The sequence below is a fragment of the Vibrio fluminensis genome (genome assembly GCF_015278125.1).
GTDB lineage: Bacteria > Pseudomonadota > Gammaproteobacteria > Enterobacterales > Vibrionaceae > Vibrio > Vibrio fluminensis.
This window is the reverse complement of sequence record NZ_JADILO010000001.1, coordinates 140601-161604: the sequence shown is the minus strand read 5'-3', so window position 1 is coordinate 161604 and position 21004 is coordinate 140601. Positions and strand designations below refer to the sequence as shown.

General features: G+C 44.9%; 19 protein-coding genes. 7 read left to right on the top strand and 12 right to left on the bottom strand.

The genetic code is table 11. From position 1 onward, the window contains the following. Positions 1-303: 303 nt before the first annotated feature. Positions 304-1218: an alpha/beta hydrolase gene (locus tag IRQ95_RS00730; RefSeq protein WP_194435108.1), complete on the top strand. Its 915-nt coding sequence runs from the start codon at positions 304-306 to the stop codon at positions 1216-1218. Between the two features lie 74 nt (positions 1219-1292). Here IRQ95_RS00730 and IRQ95_RS00725 read toward each other — a convergent pair whose 3' ends face one another. The 6 genes from IRQ95_RS00725 to hutC all read right to left on the bottom strand — a co-directional run bounded on the left by IRQ95_RS00725 (position 1293) and on the right by hutC (position 8714). Next, positions 1293-2021 carry a DUF3581 domain-containing protein gene (locus tag IRQ95_RS00725; RefSeq protein WP_194435107.1) on the bottom strand — a complete coding sequence of 243 codons (729 nt, stop codon included), beginning with the start codon at positions 2019-2021 and terminating at the stop codon, positions 1293-1295. 218 nt (positions 2022-2239) lie between these two features. Beyond that, the gene (hutH, locus tag IRQ95_RS00720) at positions 2240-3772 is read right to left on the bottom strand and encodes a histidine ammonia-lyase (RefSeq protein WP_194435106.1); all 1533 of its coding nucleotides are present in this window, start codon (positions 3770-3772) and stop codon (positions 2240-2242) included. 10 nt (positions 3773-3782) lie between these two features. Continuing rightward, positions 3783-5480: a urocanate hydratase gene (gene hutU, locus IRQ95_RS00715; RefSeq protein WP_194435105.1), complete on the bottom strand. Its 1698-nt coding sequence runs from the start codon at positions 5478-5480 to the stop codon at positions 3783-3785. Positions 5481-5501: 21 nt separating this feature from the next. Next, positions 5502-6500, bottom strand: a complete 999-nt coding sequence (hutG, locus tag IRQ95_RS00710; RefSeq protein ID WP_194435104.1) for a formimidoylglutamase — start codon at positions 6498-6500, stop codon at positions 5502-5504. Beyond that, positions 6493-7731: an imidazolonepropionase gene (hutI, locus tag IRQ95_RS00705; protein WP_194435103.1), complete on the bottom strand. Its 1239-nt coding sequence runs from the start codon at positions 7729-7731 to the stop codon at positions 6493-6495. The genes hutG and hutI overlap by 8 nt, the downstream gene beginning before the upstream one ends. A 272-nt stretch (positions 7732-8003) precedes the next feature. Beyond that, positions 8004-8714, bottom strand: a complete 711-nt coding sequence (hutC, locus tag IRQ95_RS00700; RefSeq protein ID WP_194435102.1) for a histidine utilization transcriptional repressor HutC — start codon at positions 8712-8714, stop codon at positions 8004-8006. Positions 8715-8982: 268 nt separating this feature from the next. On the opposite strand from hutC, the gene IRQ95_RS00695 reads away from it, so the two are divergent. Next, positions 8983-9726: a sporulation protein gene (locus tag IRQ95_RS00695; protein ID WP_194435101.1), complete on the top strand. Its 744-nt coding sequence runs from the start codon at positions 8983-8985 to the stop codon at positions 9724-9726. On the opposite strand, the gene IRQ95_RS00690 is transcribed toward IRQ95_RS00695, so the two are convergent. Next, entirely contained in the window at positions 9723-10703 is a 981-nt protein-coding gene (locus IRQ95_RS00690; RefSeq protein ID WP_194435100.1) for a DUF3187 family protein, read from the bottom strand. The two genes, IRQ95_RS00695 and IRQ95_RS00690, sit on opposite strands and share 4 nt — an antisense overlap. Positions 10704-10810: 107 nt before the next feature. Further along, the gene (locus tag IRQ95_RS00685; protein WP_194435099.1) at positions 10811-11587 is read right to left on the bottom strand and encodes a RelA/SpoT domain-containing protein; all 777 of its coding nucleotides are present in this window, start codon (positions 11585-11587) and stop codon (positions 10811-10813) included. 319 nt (positions 11588-11906) lie between these two features. Between IRQ95_RS00685 and IRQ95_RS00680 the strand changes: the two genes are divergently transcribed. Beyond that, entirely contained in the window at positions 11907-12554 is a 648-nt protein-coding gene (locus IRQ95_RS00680) for a thiopurine S-methyltransferase (RefSeq protein WP_194435098.1), read from the top strand. Positions 12555-12669: 115 nt separating this feature from the next. Here IRQ95_RS00680 and purT read toward each other — a convergent pair whose 3' ends face one another. Continuing rightward, positions 12670-13845 (bottom strand): formate-dependent phosphoribosylglycinamide formyltransferase, encoded by a 1176-nt coding sequence (purT, locus tag IRQ95_RS00675; protein WP_194435097.1) that lies wholly within the window; start codon positions 13843-13845, stop codon positions 12670-12672. A 244-nt stretch (positions 13846-14089) separates the two neighbouring features. On the opposite strand from purT, the gene IRQ95_RS00670 reads away from it, so the two are divergent. The 4 genes from IRQ95_RS00670 to IRQ95_RS00655 all read left to right on the top strand — a co-directional run bounded on the left by IRQ95_RS00670 (position 14090) and on the right by IRQ95_RS00655 (position 18766). After that, a complete protein-coding gene (locus IRQ95_RS00670; protein ID WP_194435096.1) occupies positions 14090-15508 on the top strand; it encodes an SLC13 family permease in 1419 nt (472 codons plus the stop codon). A gap of 3 nt (positions 15509-15511) precedes the next feature. Further along, positions 15512-16834 (top strand): sensor histidine kinase, encoded by a 1323-nt coding sequence (locus IRQ95_RS00665; protein ID WP_194435095.1) that lies wholly within the window; start codon positions 15512-15514, stop codon positions 16832-16834. Position 16835: 1 nt separating this feature from the next. Next, the gene (locus IRQ95_RS00660; protein WP_194435094.1) at positions 16836-17312 is read left to right on the top strand and encodes a response regulator; all 477 of its coding nucleotides are present in this window, start codon (positions 16836-16838) and stop codon (positions 17310-17312) included. 242 nt (positions 17313-17554) lie between these two features. Further along, complete coding sequence (locus IRQ95_RS00655) at positions 17555-18766, top strand: cyclic di-GMP phosphodiesterase (protein WP_194435093.1); 1212 nt, start codon at positions 17555-17557, stop codon at positions 18764-18766. Between the two features lie 93 nt (positions 18767-18859). Here IRQ95_RS00655 and cdd read toward each other — a convergent pair whose 3' ends face one another. The 3 genes from cdd to IRQ95_RS00640 all read right to left on the bottom strand — a co-directional run bounded on the left by cdd (position 18860) and on the right by IRQ95_RS00640 (position 20986). Then, complete coding sequence (gene cdd, locus IRQ95_RS00650) at positions 18860-19747, bottom strand: cytidine deaminase (RefSeq protein ID WP_194435092.1); 888 nt, start codon at positions 19745-19747, stop codon at positions 18860-18862. A gap of 196 nt (positions 19748-19943) precedes the next feature. Further along, the gene (locus tag IRQ95_RS00645) at positions 19944-20621 is read right to left on the bottom strand and encodes an LrgB family protein (RefSeq protein WP_075650151.1); all 678 of its coding nucleotides are present in this window, start codon (positions 20619-20621) and stop codon (positions 19944-19946) included. After that, positions 20621-20986, bottom strand: coding sequence for a CidA/LrgA family protein (locus IRQ95_RS00640; RefSeq protein ID WP_194435091.1), 366 nt, complete (start codon positions 20984-20986; stop codon positions 20621-20623). The genes IRQ95_RS00645 and IRQ95_RS00640 overlap by 1 nt, the downstream gene beginning before the upstream one ends. Positions 20987-21004 lie beyond the last annotated feature (18 nt).

Here is a 21004-nt window from a genome sequence, read left to right as displayed (position 1 = left end):
CCCTTCGGGAGCGTTTCACTGCCGCAATTTCATCGTCAAACAACTTGGAAATAGCTGGCTATTATACTGCGTTATTTTCCTTGAACTTGCGTTAGTGACAACGCTCTGAATCCTGCATCTTGAAGTCACTTGGGTATATATTCAATTTAATTGGCATTGGTAGGGAATGGAGAGGCAGGTGAGCAATAGACTGGTGTGATAATCACCAAATCAATCCACAATCACATATTTGAACTGTGTTTATATACAGTTAGAGTTTACTCCATATGATAGGCGCGATTTTTTGATTTATAGAGTAATTCAATGACCACAAAGCTAGAACTAGGGATTCAAGACCTAGTGAATGAGTTTATTGCTAATGGTAAAATTTGCCCGGCGAGTTTTGACGTCGCAAGTCGTCGAATTGGCTATGAGGCGAGTACTGCGCTAGCAGGTGCTGATGTTGAGATGTATCAAGAATTTGTCGACGTAGTAGATGGAGTAGAAGTCAAAGTCTATCGACCAAGTGATGCTGAAAACTTACCTATAACAGTGTACTTCCATGGTGGTTGTTTTATCAGTGGTGGTTTTAAGACCCACGATGTGCAATTAAGAAATCTTGCCCATCAAGGGCAATCAGTTGTGATTTGTGTTGCCTATCGCTTAGCTCCTGAAAACACTTATCCATGTGCCCATGATGATGTTTATCAAGCGGTTTTAGGTATTTATCGTCAAGGTGGTAAGTATGGCGGTGATATAGAAAAGATCACGTTTGTGGGAGACAGTGCGGGTGGTCAACTTGCATTAGCAACGACCATACGCTTGAGGCAGCAGCAAGATTGGTTACCAACAAAGCAAATATTAATCTATCCAATGTTGGATCCGCTAGGGTGTTCACAGAGTTATCAAGAGAATGGGTTTGATTACATCATAACGGCTCGGATGTTGTTGTCTGGTTTTGAGATGTATGCGGGAAATACTGTGGCTTTGCGTAATTGCGCTGAGTTGAATTTGTTAGATGCGGATTTTTCAGATTTACCACCGACTCACATTATAACGGCGGAGTTTGATCCGCTACGTGATGAAGGTGAGGAGCTTTATAAACGAATGCGAGCTCAGGGTGTCGATGCATACTGTCAGCGTTACTTAGGTACCATTCACGGCTTTTTCCAACTTGGTGCCGTCAGTGAGTCAGCAAAACGTTGTCTTGCTGCGGTTGCCGCAGAAATACGTACATAGTTACTATTTTTGGCAATAAAACGCCCTGCACGAAGGCAGGGCGTTGTTAATCAGTTTGAGGTAGACCGTTACTTTCAAGCAGCGGCTTTATCAAATTGTGCTAAAAAACTGTCTTTTAGTGCATTGAAGCGGCTAACCAAATCATCAATGTCTTCTTGGTTATAAGGTTTTAGACCACTTGCTACCATGCGTTTAATGCCTTTACCGACTACTTCGCCATCTTGAATAAAGTCAAAGTTAAGTGTGACTAGACCACGCTTACCTTCAACATCAAAGGTAGCGCCAGCAAAGTTAACTTCTGGTGCAGAAATGTCTAAGCGAGCAAACTCAACTTCCATGCTTTCATAGATCACTAATGGGCGTTGGCAGTTGATCATCATCTGCTTCTCTTCCATCAGTGGTACCATGATGTGTGGGAAATTCATGCCAGAGAATTGAACGTAGTTAGTGACCACGTGTTCGATAAACTCAGGATTCAGGTTAACGTCACCCTCACGGATCATGTGCAAGTACTCTTTGCCGTTTGCATCAACGACCGAGGCTTCTTTACTACATTTGTTTTCGATATGTAGGGCAACACCGTCACTGACCATACCAGAGAAGTCAAAACGCATTTTTTGGCTGATCCCTTGTTTGCTGAGTAGAACGGCAAACAGTAGATCCCCAGGTACACAGAAACGCTTGTTATCTTCATCGTGGATTGGGTTGAAATCGCCCGCGACTTTCTTAGCAAAATGGCTTGCTTGTAGGCGAGTGAACTGGAACTGCTCTTCTTGAGAAGAAAAATACGGTGTTAAAAACATATCTTACGCTTAGTAACCAAAACTGCCTGCGATTATATATGAGGAATTTATTTGACTGGTCAATCCAGTCAGCGATGCGAGTGAAATCAAGAGTTTTGTAAGCGCTGCCTTGACGAGAGAATAAAAGATAATCAATTGCTTGAGGTAATTGCTTGAGATAGAGGAGAAAATAAAAATAGCGCAACGAATCGATGCGCTATTTTTAAACAGTTTGGTTATTACAGACTGGTTAATGTGCCACTAGGCATTAAATCGTTGTGTATTGCTTGTTTTAACAACGCGTTCGCTTGTTCAATATCTGGCGCGAAGTAACGGTCTTTGTCGTAGAAAGGTACTTTTTCACGCAGTCTCATCTTGGCGATTTCGATTTTCTCTGATGACTTCAGCGGTGCGCGAAAATCGAGACCTTGCGCGGCAGCCAAATACTCAACCGCCAATATGCCACGGGTATTTTCAGCCATATCTTTTAGTCGTCTACCGGCAAACGTTGCCATCGACACATGATCTTCTTGGTTCGCAGAGGTTGGTAAGCTATCAATCGATGCTGGGTGAGCCAGAGTTTTATTCTCACTTGCTAGGGCGGCTGAGGTGACCTGCGCAATCATAAAACCAGAGTTAACGCCGCCATTATCGACTAAGAAAGGGGGCAGTTTACTCAGTGCGCTATCGATCAGCAGCGCCATGCGGCGTTCAGACAGACTGCCAATTTCGGCAATTGCTAGAGCCAGATTGTCAGCCGCCATGGCCACAGGTTCGGCATGGAAGTTGCCGCCTGAGATGATGTCGCCATCGTCGGCAAACACCAGTGGGTTATCAGATACCGAGTTAGCTTCGACTTGAAGGATCTCCGCTGAATTACGGATCTGTTGTAAACATGCGCCCATCACTTGTGGCTGACAACGCAGTGAATATGGGTCTTGTACTTTTTCACACTGGGTGTGGGATTCGCCGATTTCACTGCTGTTATCCAACATATAACGATAGGCGCTTGCCGCATCCATTTGTGCGCGATGACCGCGCACACGGTGAATACGTGGATCAAACGGGCGGCGACTTCCGAGTGCGGCATCGACCGACATTGCGCCGCAAACGGTGGCTGAGGCGTAAAGATCTTCAGCTGCAAACAGACCTTCTAAGGCAAAGGCGGTAGAGGCTTGTGTACCATTAAGCAGAGCCAAGCCCTCTTTAGGCGCGAGTGTAATCGGCTTCAGACCAGCAATCGCAAGTGCTTCTACGCCTGAGAGTATTTTGCCATTGTGGCGCGCTTGACCTTCACCAAGTAGCACTGTACTCATGTGCGCAAGTGGCGCAAGATCACCAGATGCGCCGACTGAGCCTTTCTTGGGTACACATGGATAAACTTGCGCATTGACCAGTTCAACCAGGGCTTGAATCACAGAGAGGCGAATGCCGGAATAACCACGAGCGAGGCTATTAATTTTCAATACCATCATCAAACGGACAGTTTCATCGGACATAAATTCACCGATGCCTGCTGCGTGTGACAGGACAATACTTTTTTGCAGTACTTCGAGATCTTGTGGCTCGATGCGTGTATTAGCGAGCAGACCAAAACCGGTATTTATGCCATACACAGTGCGATCTTCAGCAATGACTTGCTCAACCACGGCTGTACTTTGATCGATCGCCTCAAAAGCCGCACTGTCTAAGCTTAGGTTTACAGGCGAGCGGTTAATTTGGCGCAATTGACTAAGGTTTAAATGACCCGGCTTTAAAACGAGGTTCAACATCTTCATTCTCCTAACGTAGTTTAGCCAGTTCTTGATTTAGCATCGGCAGATCGAGTCGTTGCTCGGCTGCACATTGTTTCGCTATGTCGTAGCCAGCATCGGCATGACGCATTACTCCAGTTGCTGGATCGTTGTGTAGCACACGAGCAATGCGACGGCTTGCATCGTCTGTACCATCACAACAGATCACCATACCGGAGTGTTGTGAAAAGCCCATACCGACGCCGCCACCGTGGTGTAGCGAGACCCAAGTTGCACCACCTGCGGTGTTGAGTAGCGCATTGAGCAGTGGCCAATCGGAGACCGCATCCGAGCCATCCATCATTGCTTCAGTTTCGCGGTTTGGACTGGCGACTGATCCTGAGTCGAGGTGGTCACGTCCAATTACAATTGGCGCTTTCAACTCACCATTTTTCACCATCTCGTTGAAGGCTTGACCAAGGCGCTCTCGATCTTTTAACCCAACCCAGCAGATTCGTGCAGGTAGACCTTGGAATTGAATCCGTTCACGAGCCATATCGAGCCAGTTGTGTAAGTGTGGGTCATCAGGGATCAGTTCTTTGACTTTCTGATCGGTCTTGTAGATATCTTCTGGATCGCCAGAAAGTGCAGCCCAACGGAATGGTCCTATACCCTGACAGAAAAGCGGGCGAATATAAGCGGGTACAAAACCAGGGAAATCAAAGGCGTTCTCAACGCCTTCTTCAAGCGCCATTTGACGGATATTGTTGCCGTAGTCGAGTGTTGCCGCGCCACGAGATTGCAGCTCCAACATCGCCTTAACTTGAATAGCCATTGAGGCTTTCGCAGCAGCGACCACTTTCGCTTCATCGGTTGTGCGCACTTCGGCGGCGTACTCCATACTCCAACCTTGTGGTAGATAACCATTAAGCGGATCGTGAGCAGAGGTCTGGTCGGTCACCACATCCGGTGTGATATTTCGCTCAACTAACTCGGCGAACACATCCGCGGCATTGCCAACCAAACCCACTGAAACAGGCTTATCTGTGCTGTAGATGATTTCCAGCGCTTCGTCTAAGCTGGTGGCTTTTTTGTCGACATAACCAGTACGCAGTCGGTAATCAATGCGCGACTCATCGCATTCAACTGCCAACATTGAAAAACCTGCCATGGTTGCGGCTAGTGGCTGAGCGCCACCCATGCCACCTAAACCACCAGTTAAGATCCAGCGCCCTTTGGCTTCGCCTTGGAAATGCTGCTTCGCCACCGCAACAAAGGTCTCATAGGTACCTTGCACGATGCCTTGAGAGCCAATATATATCCAGCTCCCTGCGGTCATTTGACCGTACATCATTAACCCTTGTTTATCGAGTTGGTTAAAGTGCTCCCAATTCGCCCAGTGTGGCACTAAATTTGAGTTAGCGATCAGCACTCGCGGCGCGTCTTTATGTGTAGGGAAAACGCCAACAGGTTTGCCTGATTGCACTAACAAGGTTTGGTCTTCTTCCAAACGTTCCAGTACTTCAACGATCTTGTCAAAACACTCCCAATTGCGTGCCGCACGACCAATGCCGCCATACACCACAAGTGCATGTGGATGTTCAGCAACATCTGGGTCTAAGTTATTCATCAGCATGCGCAATGGGGCTTCGGTCAACCAAGAGCGAGCACGAAGCTCATTGCCGTGGGGAGCACGAATGGTTCGTTGAGTGTCGAGACGCGTGTCGTTACTGCTGCGTTCCGTCATAAGAAGACTCCTTGTGTTTCACTATTTCTCTGAAAATGCGTTGGCGATATCCCAACACAACCGGGCTGCAAGCCGGGCAGTTTGGCTATCGACATCGTATGTCGGGTTATATTCGGCGATGTCTGCAATCACCAATTTGTTTTTGTAGTGCAAGATGCGCTCTAAAAAGAGGTTAATGGTATCGAGGCTAATGCCTCGAGCTGCTGGGGCACTGACCCCAGGAGCTATCGCGCCAGGGAAAACATCGAGATCGATGGTGAGATAGATGTAGTCACAGTTATCGATGAAATGTTGTAGTTGGGTTAGGTGATAAACATGATTGAGATGAGAGAGGTCTTTGTCCTCGACATACCAGACATTGAATTCATCGGCGCGCTCAAAAAGGGCTGCGGTATTACTGGCTCGACTGACACCTAAGCAAGCGTAATGAAATAGCCACTGTTTTTCTTGGCAGTAGTGTTGGATCTGATTAAACGGTGTTCCTGAACTTGGTTTTACGTTGACGTTGCTGTGTTCAAATGCCCGCAAATCGAAATGAGCGTCGAAGTTAATAATCCCAATCCGTGGCGGCTGAGCCGGTTTGATGTACTCAAAATAGCGCGCTAAACCAAGAAAGGAAGCCCAAGCGACTTCATGTCCACCACCTAATGTAATGACAGGTGTTGAGCGCAGCGCTGTAGCGATGATCTCAGCGCAATCAGATTGTGCTTGTTCAAGTAAATCGTCATCGCAAACCACGGTACCTAAGTCAATTAAGTGGCTCTCTTTATGCCAAGCCATATTAGCTAACGCGCGTCGAATCAAATCTGGTGCTTTGCGAGCGCCAATGCGCCCTTTATTTCTAGCCACACCCGCATCACTGGCAAAGCCAAGGATACTAACGGCATTGCGATAGGGTTGCAGCTCACTCACTTGCATGGTCTTGATGACACTGTGAATACGCTTCCCGCCCGCGCCATCTTCTTCATCAATACGACCTTGCCAATGAAAATCTTGTTGCGTAATTGGTAGATTAGACATAGCTGATCTCTCCCTGAATGAGTCGTGCATAGAGTCGTTTTACGCCTTGCAGGTAACTTAATTCAGCGGGGTGTTCAATGTCCCAGAGCGCTAAGTCCGCATCATAACCAAGCGCGATCTGTCCACGACTGTCGCTCACTCCAAGGGCTTGGGCTGCATTAGCAGTGACACCTCTTAACGTCTCTTCTGGTGTCAGTCCAAATAAGGTACAGCCCATATTCATCATCATAGTCAAATCTGCGAATGGTGAGGTACCTGGATTGAGATCCGTTGAAATCGCCATCGGCACTTGATGTTTACGTAATAAATCGATCGGTGGCAACTGTGTTTCGCGTAGAAAGTAGAAAGCGCCCGGCAAGAGTGTCGCCACTGTTCCCGAGCTTGCCATCGCTTTAATACCTTGTTCATCGAGGTATTCGATATGGTCAGCGGATAATCCGTTGTATCGCGCGGTTAACGCACTACCACCTAGGTTAGAGAGCTGTTCAGTATGACCTTTGATTGCCAAGCCATGTTTGTGAGCAGCTTGAAAAACTCGTTCTGTTTGAGCGAGATTAAAGCCAATTGACTCACAGAATACATCGACACTGTCGGCAAGTTTCTCTTCGGCAACAGAGGGAATAATCTCGTTACAGACTAAATCAATATACTGATCAGGTGCATGAGCGAATTCGGGAGGAACAGCGTGGGCGGCGAGGAGAGTCGTCGAAATACGCACATTTCGATAGCTTTCAAGCGATTTGGCAGCGCGCAGCATTTTGATTTCATCGTTAAGTGTCAGCCCATAGCCAGACTTTATCTCCACACTCGTTACACCACTGGTAAGCAGGCCATCAAGACGCGGCAAAGCGGCTTCAGCTAACTGCTCTTGGCTGGCTTGTCGAGTCGCTTTTACCGTAGAGAGGATACCGCCGCCTTGTTGGGCAATGGTTTGATACGGAATGCCATTAAGACGCATCTCAAATTCATTGGCTCGGTTGCCGGCATAGATAAGATGAGTGTGGCAATCAATCAGCCCAGGTGTGACCAGCTTGTTTTGGCAGTCGAGTGATTGAGCAGCTTTATCTGGTAAAGGCATTGCACTGATTGCGGCAATCTTGCCGTGTTTAATATAGATATGACCGTGCTTTACTTGATACCCCTCAGCGTTTGGCACCATAGAAACATAACGTACATTGGTTAAATGTAAGTCATACAGAGGTGATGCTAAATCTTGCGTTGGGAGGGTCATCGTAGTCGTCCATATTTAATGTATATACAAATAATGGTTCGGATATGATGATTGTGCAATGATTATGTAATGGAAATGTGATCAATTTATGGGATTATTATCTGCTAATTCTTGGTTATGAAGTGATTGTAATTTAATGAGTAATTCGTTTGGTAAGGTAAGTTATTGAATTGTATATTCTTATTTCATGCGTTCTGGATTTATATCGTTAGATTGCAGATGCGATTGCCATAGGGCAATCGACAGAAAAAACTAAATCAGAGAAACTGGGATTAGAAATTGACGGTTGAACTGAGTTTGTAGCGAGAGCCCGGGTGGTAGAGCAGCGCGCTACTGACTAAGTTGCTACCACTCCAAGTACGACGGTTGAGCAACAAGCAAGGTTCATGCTCTTTCAAATTAAGCTGCTGTTGCTTTGATTTATCGATCATGACCGCTTCAACACTGTGCTCAATAGCTGAGAGTGGGCAGGCGTCAAAAAGATATTGGGTTGGTGTTTGTAGGCTAAAGTCTTGGTCTAGATAGGCTGGTGCATACTGTGGATTAACCCAACGTAGTTCGAGCTGGATGGGCTGTTCATCAGCGTAATGAATGATCTCGCTGTAAAACACCTTAGTGCCACGCATCACACCGAGCTGAGTGGCTATTTTCTCATCCGCATTGATTTTCGATTGTACCAAGACTTTGTTGCTGTAATGTTTACCCCGCTCAGTGACTTCCAAAGCAATATTGCGAATATCCAGCAGGGGCGATTCCGCTTTGTCTGGTAGCTGACAAACAAAAGTACCCAGACGCGGCTTTCTTTCAAGTCTGCCTTCCGTAACCAGATCGCGAATCGCTTTGTTGACCGTCATGCGACTGACATTAAATTGTTCAGTGAGCTCAAATTCGGTACTGATTCGCTGCCCAACTGACCATCTACCAGATTCGATTTGTTCAATGATGTATTGCTTGATTTGCTGATAAATGGGTAGTGATGTCATGGGGAAACCTGAATTATTTAGGTATATACAAATGTAGCTGTAGTCGCTGTACAATTGCAAGGTAAGATTAAAATCTCAGCAAACGAATGAGATAGAGCGCAATCTATTCGTAAAGTACTTGATGGATAAGCCTAGGATATGAGATACCGATAACCCCTTACTGCTTGAAGACGCTGATGTTTACTTACCATCGTAATGAAACGAGCGAAACGAGTTTTCTGGTTGTTAAGGATTATCAAATAATAAAGAGCTACAAAAGGAACTCAGAATGTTTGCAAAGTTAAAAGCCTCGCTCGGTATTGGTGCAGCAAAAGTGGATACTGTATTGGATAGCATGGCAGTGATGCAGGGTGAGAGTATCAAGGGTGTGGTTCATATCCAAGGTGGTGACGTTGAACAACAAATCGATGCCATTAACCTAAAGCTTTGTACTGAAATGAAAGTAGAGTCAGACAATGGTGTTAGCTATCAAGAGTTTATTCTGGGTAACCTACAAGCTGTGCAACCATTTGTAATTGCTCCAAATGAAAACAAGCAGGTGCCATTCGAATTTAAATTGCATGATGAAACGCCGGTAACCGCGCTTAATGCGATTAAAAACCAGTGTCATGTGTGGGTGGAAACCACTCTTGATATCGACTTTGCGATAGATCCTAAAGATCGCGATTATGTCGAAGTTCAGCCATTGCCAGTGGTGGCGAAAGTGATTGGAATGATCCAAAGCAATGGTTTTGAGATGGTGAAAGCGGACGTTGAAAAAGGGTATTTACGCGGCGGTAATTTCAGTTCTAAGTCTGGCTGTTATCAAGAAATCGAGTTTAGAGGTGGCAGCTTTATCAATAAGAAAGAGATTGAGTTGTCATTCGTGTTGGAAGGCAATTATGTTCATTGCCTAGCGGAAGTGGATCGCTCTTTAGGCTTGCGTGGCGATCAGTATGTGTCATTTACGCTATCACGCGGCGCATCAGATGGTGAAGTGCAGTCTGCGGTTGCTCGTGTGCTATCGATCTAATTAGAGCCGCCATAACGGTACCGATAAGCGAAAGTGAACGCAATATCGGTACTGTTGTCTGCATTTATCATGTTTTCTATTACTGAAAACTCCAGCGCAGATTGTTCCATTTCGAAACGATACCCTAAGGTGACATCCGTAGAGACTTTAGCGAATTCATCGTCAGCTTCAGAAATCCCCTCATAAACGCCCAGTTGTAGCACCAAATAATGATTTTGGTACCACTGATAACGGTAACTCCCGCCGACAAACCAGTTGTTGTCGACATAGGGCATTTGATCAAAGTTTGTCGGTACGTCACGAAAAGTTTGACTTAAGGTAACATCAATAGCGTGATTGCCACTTAAAAAACCATAGTTAAGCTGTAATGCTTGTTCCCAGTCACTATGGGCAAAGAAGCCACTGCCTAAATCACTGTAGTAGAGGCTGAAGCCAATAGAAAATCCGTGATGACTATTTTGAAACAGTTGGTATTGCAAGTAGCTGTACAGGCCTTGGCTAAGTATATCGCCGCCAAAATCCTCTTCATTGATGCCATAACTCGGTGCAGAAATGATGTAGCGATCGTTATCCACCTCATCTCGACCGTTTTGATCCAGAGAAAACCAGTCATGAAATGTGATGGTCAATGAGTCTAAACTGTTATTTCCAGCATGGTTCAGTCGATAGCCGATTTCCCACTGCCACCTTTTATTTACTTGCCATTTCCCTCCAAGTTGCAGTTGATTTTGATAGTAATCAAGCTCATAGATTCGGTTTTTTGCCCAAATGCTTGCCGCCGTTACTGAGGCATGAAGTTCTATAGAGTTATTTGGCATAGAGAAACCAGAGCGTAACTGAGGAGCCAAGCCATTGGTAATAAAAGGTGATTGGGCGTAGGTTTGCAAAGGCCCAAAAGAGTCAGGAACGGTCTCTTGACCCGATGCATTGAACGCGATTAATAAGGGTACGCTTGCCCAAAGGGTTGCTCTACTCATATCGTATTGCCAAGTTGCAGTTCTTGATATGAATATAGATTAGGAATTGGCGCAGAGAAAAACGGGGTAGATAAAACAACAGGCTGAGAGTTCAGCCTGTTGATTGATTATGCCGCACTCAAATGAGTGGTAATGTAGGGTTGCCATGCGTCCTGATACAGCTGACGCGATTGGCTACGCATGTTATTAATTTGCGCCAATTCAAATTCAGTCATGGCGCGCTGCTCGATATCTGCGGTTCGTTCAATGCGCTGAATTTGTTCATAGAAGCTATGTTCAGGGCCAGATTTAACATCCGCAATGGCTTTTAGGTGCAGTTGCACTTCAGCAACCAGATTCGTTTTTGGCAGTTTCACCAAGACGTTTAAGTCACGGTAGCCAGACTCTGCCGGTTTTTTAAAGCGGTTTTTCACTTTAACGATGGTGGTTTCACGATCCAGAACTTCAAACGCTTCCATCAAGCTTGCTACATCGTTTGCCACAATAGTTGCACGGGCAAGGTCAGTAATACGGTTAACTTGACCATCCAGTTCTAATGCAATTTTTTCTTGGGCACGCTGAGAAGATTTTACGCCAGCAAAGTAGGCGTCGGTGCCAGTGAGTAGGGCGGTACTTTTACAGATAGTTTCTAGCTCGAATTGAGCTTGGTGCGCTTTACTGTAAAGCACGTCGAAATCAGAATAAGGCTGTAATGGCTTTGAATCGGTTGAAGAAATGCCATACAAACCACTTAGATTGTGTTTGAAGGCTTTAGAGCAAACCTGATCTTGGTTTGCACTTCGACTGCCATCGTTGGTTGGGGATGGCATCGGCATCGCGGCAAAAGCTGGAGAACGGCTCAGCATCAAAAGCATTAGTGCCGTGGTGCGTAGGAATAAGCTCATTCACTCTCCTCAGAATTGTCGTTGCTTAGAAAAAGGGAATTAAAAAGTAATTACGCCTAAACAAAACAGTTCGTTACCCTATTTATGGGGGTAGCCTGAGCAAACTCAATCCTACCAAATAATCTTAATTCAAAAGTTTTAACTAGATCTCAGTTGTCGCTATTGGTACTGATTTTGAGTGGCTTTGTTTGCAGAAGTTCACCCTCAAGATGTAACTAAGTATATCGAGTGAAAATGAACCTAATCTGAATGGTCTGTTTAACTTTGATGAGCTTTTCGATAGTCTTAGCGCTCAAAAGTCAGCTGAGAAAATTATAAAATGAAAGATCCAGAATTTTGGCACAACAAATGGGCTGCCAACCAAATTGGTTTCCACCTTGAAGACGTGAATCCGCTGCTTATTAACTATTGGCAACACACCAAACCTAACTACAGTGACAAAGTGTTTGTCCCGCTGTGTGGTAAGTCAGAAGATTTGGTTTGGTTAGCAACGAAACATGAAGATGTACAGGGCGTAGAGCTGAGTAATATTGCTGTACGTGCTTTTTTTTCTGAGCACTTTTATACCCCGATGGTGATGCCAATCAATGGTCAGCACGAGCTGTTTCAATTTGATGAGTTGTCGATTTATGTCGGCGACTATTTCACTGCGCCACTTAAACCAGTGGATATTGTTTACGATCGTGCGGCGTTGGTCGCGCTACCGGAAGAGATGCGTGACGCTTATGTAGAACGTCTTAAGGGCTTATTGAATCCTGGTGCTCGTATTCTTCTCGTGACGTTAGATTATGTTCAAGAGGAGATGGCGGGTCCTCCGTTTTCAGTACCAGAGTTAGAAGTACGTCGTCATTTTGCCGATTACAAAATCACTAAGCTTTATCGTGATGAAGGTGATGAGAACCACCCACGCATTGTGCGCAATAACCTGACTCGATTTGCAGAAGAAGTGTATTTGATTGAGAGTTAGTTGCTAACCACTTTCGGGTAATACGATAACGAAAAAACGCTTGGCGATGATAAGTCGCCAAGCGTTTTTTAATCGAATAAGGTTGTCCAACCCGAGATGGACAGCTTTGCGAAATCTAGTAAATCACTTTCACTTTATTTGCAGCGGTAATCGCATCTTCAATCGCTTGTTCTGTAGTAGGGCGCTGAGTGATTGCCACACCTAAACGGCGGCGACCATCAATATCCGGTTTACCAAATAGGCGCACTTGCGTTTGTGGCGCATTTAACGCATCGGCCAAACCCTCATAGCGAATGTTGCTCGAAGTACCTTGACCCAAGATAACCGCGGATGCACACGGACCGTATTGCTTAATCGCTGAAATTGGCATGCCAGTAAATGCACGCACATGTAGCGCGAACTCCGACATATCTTGTGAAAGCAACGTCACCAGACCGGTATCGTGAGGGCGAGGGGAGACTTCATTAAAAATGACAGTGTCACCTTTTACAAACAGCTCGACACCAAAAATGCCGTAACCACCCAGAGCATTGACGACTTTTTCTGCCGCATGTTGCGCCGCTTTCAGTGCTCGGTCTGACATTACCTGTGGTTGCCAAGATTCACGGTAGTCACCGTCTTCTTGGCGGTGTCCAATTGGTGCACAAAAGTGCACGCCATCTACGGCGCGAACCGTCAGCTGAGTAATTTCATAGTCAAAATCAATAAAGCCTTCAACGATCACGCGTCCAGCGCCAGTGCGTCCACCTTCTTGTGCATATTGCCAAGCTTTCTCTACGTCATCCGCACTTTTTATCACGCTTTGCCCTTTACCCGATGAACTCATCACTGGCTTACACACACATGGAATACCGACTGCTTCTACAGCAGCAGTGAAGTCTTGGTAGTTATCGGCAAATTGGTAAGGGGAGGTAGTCAGTTTTAGTTCTTCAGCGGCAAGGCGACGGATGCCTTCGCGATTCATGGTGAGTTTGGTGGCATTTGCTGTTGGCACGACATTGAGCCCTTGCGCTTCTAGTTCAACCAGTTTTGAAGTAGCAATCGCTTCGATCTCAGGAACTACGTATGCCGGTTTCTCTTTAGCAATAATGTCTGCTAGCGCGTCACCATCCAGCATATCTAAAACGTAACTACGGTGCGCCACTTGCATAGCAGGTGCGTTTTCATATCGGTCGCAGGCGATCACTTCCAAACCTAGACGCTGACACTCAATCGCGACTTCTTTACCAAGCTCACCAGAACCTAATAGCAGAACACGAGTAGAATTTTCACTAGTAGCAGTACCAAACATACACACCCTTTTATCTAAAGACATTGAGAACTGCGAAGAATCATACTGGAATAAAGACAAAAAGCAAACGTTTGCGCGAGTGATTTAAACTGTCATCAGCTGCGATAAAGTAAGAGATGATGCACATTTTCTTAACAGCGTGATCTGTGAATGTAAATTCATTGATCTAACGCCAAATTTATTCGATAAAACAGGAGGATGATTAGCTTAGACAATTTAAAATCTCAGGAAGAGTAGTAGCGTAATGCGTTCTTATTTGAAATACATCATTCCAGTGGTGATCCCACTGTTGATCCTTTTTATGCCCTTAAGTGCGTTTCCGTTTGAAGGAATAACGATTTTACAACAAAGGGTTATCGCAATATTTTTATTAGCGGCTCTGTGTTGGGTATTTGAGCCTATTCCTATTTACGCCACATCGGTGGTAATTATCGTCCTTGAGCTTTTGATGCTCTCGGATAAAGGGTTGATATTTTTCCGCTTAGATCAGGGGCAAGATCACTTTGGTGATTTGCTTAAATATAATGAAATCATGGCGACTTTTGCTAGCCCTATCATTATGCTTTTTCTTGGTGGTTTCTTTCTTGCTATGGCGGCGACCAAATACCGTTTGGACGTTAACTTAGCACGCGTTTTATTGAAACCATTTGGCAGCGATCCGAAGTATGTCATGCTAGGTTTGATGCTCATCACCGCTATCTTCTCTATGTTTATGTCAAACACAGCGACCACAGCAATGATGTTGTCGATCTTAACTCCGGTTATTGCTGTATTTGGGCCCAAAGACCCAGGCCGAGTAGCATTCGCACTCTGTATTCCTGTTGCAGCCAATATTGGCGGTATTGGCACGCCAATTGGTACTCCGCCAAACGCCATCGCACTTAAATATCTCGTCGGTGACAACTACATATCATTTGGTGAGTGGATGGCATTTGGTGTGCCATTCGTTGTGGTAATGATGGCGCTGGCTTGGTTTCTAATCAATGCATTGTTTACCGCTGAGCAAAAGAGCATTGATTTATCCATTAAAGGTAAGTTTCTTAAAACGCCAAAAGCGATCGTGGTTTACATTACTTTTGGATTGACGATTTTATTGTGGCTGATGGGGTCAACGCACGGTATGAACTCTTATACTGTGGCACTTATTCCTGTCGCGGTGTTCTCATTGACCGGCATCATTAACAAAGAAGATCTCAAGAAGATATCTTGGGATGTACTGTGGCTTGTGTCTGGCGGTATTGCTCTTGGTTTAGCATTAGATAAGACTGGGCTTGCTAGCTTGGTGGTGCACAGTATTCCGTTTGATGAATACTCACCTTATGTGGTGCTATTTGGTGCGGCGTTCCTTTGCTTGTTGATGGCGAATTTCATGTCACACACGGCAACGGCAAACTTGTTAATGCCAATTATGGCGGCGTTAGGCGCATCAATGACTTCGCTCGCACCGCTTGGAGGAGAGGTGACACTGATCCTTGTGGTGACTTTTGCTGCCTCTTTGGGCATGTCATTACCTATCAGTACTCCACCAAACGCACTCGCACACGCCACTGGTAATGTAGAAAGTAGTCAAATGGCAAAAGTGGGTGTGGTTTTAGGTATTGTGGGTGTGGGGCTAAGTTTTGTCTTGGTTTGGGTTCTTCATTCAGTGGGGCATATTGGTTAAGTAATGTATCAACCAGATGTATCGAGCTTAATTAATCGTTATTTCAGCCAACCAGAACGCACACTGCTGGTGGAAGCTGGGGCAACGTTAATTGAACAGAATGGACGCAACGAGCGACTCTACTATGTGTTAGATGGTGAGTTAGAAGGGTTTGTTTCTGAAAAAGGTGAGAATATCACCAAGGTATTTTCGGCAAGCCAAGGGGCGTTTATTGGAGTACATAGTTTCTTTTCCGGTATGTGGATAGCTTCATCAACGGTGATTGCCAAAACCGATGCGCGTTTAGCGTGGATTGATCGTAATATTCCGGCTATCGAGGAAGCGACGTTTGGTCCCTTAACTGCCCAGTTTACTCCAGTGATTGTTAACGAGCTTTCTCGCCGGCAGTGGCGAGCAACACAAGAGGCGTTGGCGAAAGAGAAAGCACTTAAAAAGCTCAATCTTGCCGAGCAGATGACGACACTTGGGCAACTAGCTGCCGGTATTGCTCATGAACTCAACAATGCCATCGGCGTGGTGAGTAGTAAATCTGAGCGTCTGGAGAACGTGATTGTTAATCTGCTTGAAGAGTTGCATCCAGAAGCGAGCGAGTTCTTTGACCATGGCTTATTGTACGGACAAAAGAGCACGTCTAGTGATGCCCGCCAACGCGCAAAAGAAATAGAGAGGCGTTATGGTTTAGATCGTGCCACAGCAAAAGATCTTGCCCGCGCATTACCAAATGACAATATTTCTACTCATTGGTTACGTAACCCCCAGTTGGCGGTCAAGTACTGGAAAATGGGAAGAGACCTGCATGATTTACGTTCGGCGTCTAAACATACAGTGGGAATTGTGCGTTCGGTTAAACAGCTAGGACGCGCTGATATTGATACGGTTGAAGAGGTCGATATTAACGAAAGTATCAACCGTGCTGTCGCCTTATTACAAAGTGATTTAAGACCAGTTTCAGTGAGGATTAGTCCTGGCGAATTGCCAAAATTCAAAGGGTCCCAAACTGAACTGGTACAAGTGTGGATCAATATAATCAAGAATGCATGCGATGCGATGAACCAGACCGAAGATCCAAAAGTTGAAATTAAAACCCGTTTAAATCGTAATCGAATATTAGTCACGATTACGAATAATGGACCTGAAATAGATTCAAATACTCGCAGACGAATATTTGACCCTAATTTCACCACAAAAAAAGGGGGGTTATCGTTTGGCTTAGGATTAGGACTATCTATTGTAAGAAGAATTGTTTCAGGATACGGCGGGTCTGTAGCAGTTAAAAGTGAACAAAGTCAGACTATTTTTCGAATTAAATTACCTATCGAGGATTAACATGGACAAGCTAAATGTAATTTGTGTCGACGACCAACGAGAGGTTCTCAGCGCGGTATTGCAAGACCTTGAGCCATTAGCTGAATGGCTCAATATTGAAGATTGTGAATCAGCTGATGAAGTGTTAGCGCTTATGGATGAGCTCGACTCGGAAGGCGAGTATATTGCGCTTTTAATATCAGACCATGTCATGCCTGGGAAAACGGGTGTTGAGCTATTAACCGAGGTGAGTCAGGATCGGCGCTTCACTCATACAAAAAAAATTCTATTAACAGGTCAAGCAACCCATGGCGATACAATTCAAGCCATAAATTCTGCGGGTATCAATCAATATTTTGAAAAACCTTGGCAAGTTGAGCAGTTATTGGAATCCGTTACTCGACTAGTGACTGAATATATTTTTGATTCAGGGCTTGATTATACCGACTATCATAGTTATCTAGATCAACAAGTAGTATTAGATAATTTAAGGGTATAGCGGTGGATTATTGTGTGCTTTACAAAATAGTGAAGCACTTTTTTTGCGATCAAAAAATAGACTACATGTAGGAAATGAGGAAAATTTGTGAGTAAGTAATGTTTTTTTTGTGAACTATCAGCGAATTCTATATTTAATAGTGAACAAAAATAACGCAAACAATACTTGATATGAGGATCTATTTTATTTGTCATAATATAATGCGCCCACGCCTTTGAATGGATGCGAAGTTTGATAATAAAATGCAGTACGATCCCCAAAATTCTATAAAAATATCTATCGATTCACTGTCCGTTGGAATGTTTGTTACGGCCATAGAGCAAAGCAAGCGTGTTAATCTTTCCAATGCAGGTCGCGTATCAAACATTAATGCAATCGCTCAATTGAAAAATAGTGGCGTCAAGTTTGTGTGGGTTGACCAATCCTTGTCAGACAAAGCCTGTGATTTTGTTTCGCCGATTATCGATGTCGAGCCTGCACCTGCGATAGAAAGCGGTGTTTCCTCACAAGCTAAACCCAAAAAGCAAAGCCGTTACACTCAGCAAAAACGAGCATCAAAAATTATTCGCGAGGCTAAAGGTCTGGCGCAAAAACTGATTAGCCAAACTTTTGAAGGTAAGGTGATTCATGTTGATGCAATTGAAGAGTGGGCAGATGATGTTATTGACTCAGTATTAATCGACTCTGATGCAATGCACTGTGTATCTGCGTTGAGAAATAAAGACAAATACTTGCTCGAGCATTCTGTCAATGTTGCGTGTTTGCTTGTCAGCTTTGGTAAGCATTTGGGGCTATCTAAAGAAACCCTTAAGCAACTAGCGATTGGCGGTATTATTCACGATGTCGGTAAAATTAAAGTGGATGATAAAGTTCTGAATAAGCCCGCGAAACTTACACCAGAAGAATTTGAGCACATAAAACTTCACCAAGTTTATGCCAAGCAGATTATTACTAATGTTAAAGGGTTAAGTGACGTATCGCGTGACGTCTGTTTAATGCATCACGAGAAATTAGACGGAACAGGTTACCCGTCAGGCCTAGCTGGCGATCAGTTGCCGATTCATGGGCGTATGAGCAGTATCGTCGATATTTATGATGCACTTACCGCAGACCGTTGTTATAAGCGTGGAATGAGCTCGGCTGAAGCCTTTAAGATTCTTTTGAGTTTGAGTGGTCACCATCTTGATAAAGATCTGGTTTACAAGTTCATTAACTGTATTGGTGTTTACCCTGTGGGCTCAATCGTCGAGTTAAACGATGGCCGAATTGGTATTGTGTGGACATCGAATCATGATGAGCCGCTTAAGCCAGAGGTCAAATGCTTCTATTCACGTCGATTCAAACGCTATATCGAAGTGAGTTATGTTGATTTGAAGCACAGCAGTGCCAAAATTGACAAAGCAGTGGCTCCACATAATCTAGAAATCGATCCAACGCCATTCTTTGACTTATAGCCATGCAAAAGGCGCCATAAGGCGCCTTTTATAATTTCAAGTGAAACTCACTAAAATTGCATGTTGAGTTTACTTAGGCATCGCTTTTAAGTCTTAAACCGCTAGATACACTAGTGGAATATCTGGATTGATCACCTCCAGCGTTGACTGGGTGTCAGCCAGGTGGCTGATGCTGCCATCACTCATTTCAACCAGTGCTGCGGATTCAATCTCATCAAAGCTTTGCCCTGCGAGTAGAATTTGGCATAGCGCGACTTGTAGCGGTGGTAGGCTAGGGTTAAAAGCCGCATTTTCAGCATAACTACCTTGATATACAGCGCCATTTTTCAGTTTGATTGCGACACCACTTAAGTTTTTGGTATATGGCGCGTGACTGCGGTTAAGTGCTACCAGTGCAAGTTTGGCTAGGCTGTCTTGCTCTTCGGCTTGCTTACCGTGATCAACTTCAGACATCAAACCTGATTCGACGCCAAGATCAGCAGGACCAAATGATTCAGGCAAGTATTGCTGCAACGTCATCTCTGCACGTTCAGGCAGTTGAACAATCAGCTTGTCAGCGGTCGTCAACTCGTTCATAAATTGACGGCAGTGACCACATGGGCTGAAGTTAATTGTAATATCACTCAAGCCTTGTTCGCCTTTCATCCAAGCATGGCTAATCGCAGATTGCTCGGCATGAACGGTTTGACCTAATTGCGCACCATTAAGCTCAAGGTTGGCACCAAAGTATAGACGACCTGTTAAACCACGAACGATAGCGCCAACGTAGAAGTTTGAAATAGGCGCGTATGAATAGGCAGCAGCAATAGGGAGCAATGCGACGCGAAGCTTAGCATCTTCCATGCTGGAGAGTGCTAATAGCTCACGGTATTGCTCTGGACTAATTGTCGCATCAAAGCTTTCCGCCATCACGATAGGAGAAAGGTAATCAGCTACGTTGGATGGTAGAGTTTGCAATGCTTGCTCGATACGGCTTCTCATAAGAAATCCTTTAGTAATTCTATTTCGATTAGAAAGTGAACTTTCGTTATCTTTGAATTTACATTCTATGTCGATATTGGGATTAAACCGTGACACAGATCATTATACAAAATGCAACGGATTACATTATTACATAGTTAGAGTGAGGTCACACAAGTAGTGTGACCTTATCGTGTCTGATTGGTTGAATTGTAGTCTATGCGCTCAGCCAAAGCGCAAAAGCGAAGAAGCTTGGGGCAATAATGGAAGTGATAACACCACAAAGAACTAAGGCAAGTGAGCTAAATGCCGCGTCTTCACCATTCTTTTCGGCACAGGTCGCGGTACCCAGTGCGTGAGATACGGTACCCATGGTCAAGCCTCTTGCCACTGGATGCGTGATGTTAAGCATGTTGTAAATAGGATAGGCGAGAATCGCGCCAAACAAGCCAACGAGCAAAACCAAAATCGCCGCAATTGCCGGTTCACCACCTAAGTTACGGGACACTTCCATTGCAATTGGGGTGGTGACGGACTTACCTAGTAGACTCGCAATGAGTGATAGGTCGGTTTTCAGCGCCACAGCGATAAGGGTACTCGTCAGCATCGACATAATACTTCCCACACCACATGCCAACATGACAATTCGCCAGTTCGCTCGTATTTGCGGTAACTGCTCATAAAGAGGGTATGCTAGTGCCACGACAGCTGGTTGTAGAGCAAAACTCAGCCACTCATTTCCTGCATAATAGGTTTCAAAGGGCACCTTGAAGTACGTGAGGATAGGGATCAGTATTGCAATGCAGATTAACAGTGGGTTCATAATCGGCGTATTGCACTTTCGACTGATCCAACGAGCAATAAAAAAGGTGATGATTGTTGCTAGCATCCACATTATTTATTACCTCGCTTCATGAGTCGATCCAACATCAAACCAAGTAGCACGAGGACAATAAAGGTACCGCCTACGGCGGCTGCTAGTATCGGTAATGCGTTTTGGATTAATGTATCGAAGTGATCCATCAGCCCAACGCTGATTGGTACAAAGAGTAAAATCATGTAGCGAATAAATAAATTGGCGCTAGGTTGAACCCAATCGCCTGGCACTAAGCCGCTTGCCATCAACCCAAAAAGGATCAACATGCCAATGATACTACCCGGAATTGATGTGCCAAGTAGATTTTGAATATTCATGCCAGCTAGAAGGCAGATCAAGATCAGCCCCATAGAGACGGCATATTTAAGTAGTTTGTTAGCCATTTAGGTGCGCCGTTAGCG